The organism is uncultured Cellulomonas sp., from assembly GCF_963527515.1.
Lineage (GTDB): Bacteria > Actinomycetota > Actinomycetes > Actinomycetales > Cellulomonadaceae > Cellulomonas.
Map to the genome: position 1 here is coordinate 1 of NZ_CAURTV010000191.1, position 2,720 is coordinate 2,720.

Consider the following 2,720-nt stretch of genomic DNA (forward strand, 5'->3'; position numbering starts at 1 on the left):
GCGAGGGCCAGGACCGCGGCGAGCAGGGCGCCGAGCGCGACACGGCGCGGTCGGAGGGAGGTGGTGTGGTCAGACACGTGGTGCACTCCTCGAGGTGGTGGCCGACGACGTCGTCGGGCCGCTCGCGGTCACCGCTCCGTCGCGGGACCGACCTGCATCCGCCCGACGCGCACCGGGTGGTGGCGGCGCACGGCAACGCGGGTGGGACCGGCGGGACCGGTCCCGGAGGAGGTGTGCCGACCGCCGGGATCCCGGTGGAGGGCGCGCTGCACCGGCGGGGCGGGGCACTGCAATGCGCCCTGCAACGACGGTGAAACTTGCTGCAACCGGACACTAGGGGAGGTCTCCCCGGCCGTCAACCGCGACCTAGGCTCTGCTCGTGACCGACTCCCCCGCACCCCGCCCGACGGCTGCCGCACCTCTCGACGGCGTCGGTCTGGCCACCGGCGTCGGCGCCTACGTCCTGTGGGGGGTGCTCCCCCTGTACTTCCCGCTGCTGGCCCCGGCCGGCGCGGTCGAGATCATCGCGCACCGCGTGGTCTGGTCCCTGCTCTTCTGCGCGCTCCTGCTCCTCGTCACACGCACCTGGGACACGTTCGTCGCGGCTCTGCGCAACCGCCGGACCCTCGGGGTGCTCGCGATCGCGGCGGTCCTCCTGGCCGTCAACTGGCTCGTGTTCGTGTTCGGCATCCTCACCGACCGGGTGGTCGACGCCGCGCTGGGGTACTTCATCAACCCGCTCGTCACGGTCACGCTCGCGGTGGTCGTGCTGCGCGAGCGGCTGCGCACCGTGCAGTGGGTCGCCCTGGGGTTCGGTGCGGCCGCGGTGGTCGTCATCACCGCCGGGTACGGGCAGCTGCCCTGGATCGCGCTGACGCTCGCCCTGAGCTTCGGGTTCTACGGGCTGCTCAAGAACCGCGTCGGGCGCAGCGTGGGCGCGGTGCCCGGCCTCGCGGTGGAGACCCTCGTCCTCGCGCCGGTCGCGCTCGGGTACCTGGTCTGGATGGGCGCCGCCGGCTCGGGCACGTTCGGGGCGTTCGGGCCCGCGCACGCCCTGGTCCTCGTCTCGTCGGGCGTCGTCACGTCCGTCCCGCTCCTGCTCTTCAACACGGCGGCCCGACGCCTGCCGCTGTCGATGATCGGGCTGCTGCAGTACGTGGCCCCGATGCTCCAGTTCCTCATCGGCGTCCTGGTGCTGCACGAGCAGATGCCGCCGGCCCGCTGGTGGGGCTTCGCACTGGTGTGGCTCGCCCTGGCGGTCCTCACGGTCGACGGCGTCCGCCACGGCCACGCGCAGCGGCTGAGCCGCCGGGACACCGAGGTCAGCGCCGCAGCGTCGCGTCCACCACGATCGCCGTGACGTTGTCCCGCCCGCCCGCGGCGAGCGCCGCGGCCACCAGCCGGTCCGCCGCGGGCTGGGCAGCGTCCTGGGACCGCAGCTCCGCCTGGATCCGCGCGTCCGACAGCTCGTCCGTGAGCCCGTCCGAGCACACGAGCATGCGGTCGCCCGGGCTCACCGGGAGCAGCCACACGTCCGGCTCCACGCTCGTCGCGCCGCCGCCCAGCACGCGGGTCACCACGTTGCGCCGCGGGTGTCGGCTCGCCTCGTCGGCCGGGACCAGTCCGCTGGCCACCAGCTCCGCAACCTCCGAGTGGTCGAGGGTGACCTGCTCGAGCACGCCGCCGGCCATGCGGTAGGTCCGGGAGTCCCCGACGTTGAGCACGAGCCAGCACGGGGTGTCGTCGTGATCGGTCAGCACCACCCCGGTCGCCGTGGTGCCCGGCCGCCGGCCCGTGGTCGCCGGCAGGGCGCGCACCGCGGCGTGCGCCCGGCGCACGGTCCGACGGACGTCGTCGGGACCGAGGACGCCCTCGCTCAGCTCCCGGAGCACCTCGATCGCCGTGCGGCTGGCGAGCTCCCCAGCCTCGTGCCCGCCCATGCCGTCGGCCACCAGGTAGGCGCCGTCCGCGGCCCAGACGCTGTCCTCGTTGCGAGCCCGCTGACCGCGAGCCGTCGCCACGCCGACGTCCAGGCGCACCCGGGCGTCGGTCATCCGCGTGCTCTCTTCGCCCGGCGTCGCTGCTGGGCGGACGGCGTCCTCACGGCGGACATGCTACGGGTCCGGACTGTCCTGGTGCAGACCAGCCTTGTCGCAGGTCACCGGGCGTGCACGACCAGGCTGCGCCGGCCGAACCGGACGGTCCACCCGGGCCCGACCACGGCGCGGGTTTCCGGGAGCAGCGCCGCGCTCCTGCCGTCCGGACCGACGAGCACCGTGCCGTTGGTGGAGCCCCGGTCGAGGACCCAGAGACGTCCACCCGGCTCGGGGCCGAAGGCCAGGTGCACCTTGGAGACCGAGCGGTCGGGGTCGTCGATGGGCACCAGGTGGACCACCCCGTCCTCCGCGCCCGGGCTGCGACCGACCAGCCCGTCCCCCGTGACGTCCAGCGCCTCACCCGTGTCGAAGCGCAGGTGCAGCCGGAGCTGCAGCGTGCCGGGACCCGGGTCCGGGTTCTGGTCCGCCGGTCGGACCGCACGCAGCCCGGGACCGGGCGCCCCGACCGTCGGCATCGCCGCCGTCACGGGGTCCGGGACGTCGATCACCGGGCCGGGCGCGGGCAGCAGTCGGCGAGGGTCCGCGCCGGGCACCTCGGTGATGACGGGCGCGGGGGCGGGCCGATCGGCGTGCCGAGCGCGCCGGACCGGGGCGCCCCCGACC

The 2,720-nt window shown here is 75.1% G+C and carries 3 protein-coding genes; 1 reads left to right on the forward strand and 2 read right to left on the reverse strand.

The window, feature by feature from the left end:
• The first annotated feature begins 379 nt into the window (after window positions 1-379).
• Window positions 380-1,360, forward strand: a complete 981-nt coding sequence (gene rarD, locus RYN42_RS20145) for an EamA family transporter RarD (protein WP_315099408.1) — start codon at window positions 380-382, stop codon at window positions 1,358-1,360.
• Here rarD and RYN42_RS20150 read toward each other — a convergent pair.
• Together RYN42_RS20150 and RYN42_RS20155 are read right to left on the reverse strand one after the other, a co-directional pair.
• Entirely contained in the window at window positions 1,323-2,054 is a 732-nt protein-coding gene (locus RYN42_RS20150) for a protein phosphatase 2C domain-containing protein (protein ID WP_315099411.1), read from the reverse strand. The two genes, rarD and RYN42_RS20150, sit on opposite strands and share 38 nt — an antisense overlap.
• Window positions 2,055-2,158: 104 nt before the next feature.
• Window positions 2,159-2,720, reverse strand: a 562-nt coding sequence (locus RYN42_RS20155) for an FHA domain-containing protein (protein WP_315099414.1), incomplete at its 5' end; no start/stop codon positions are given.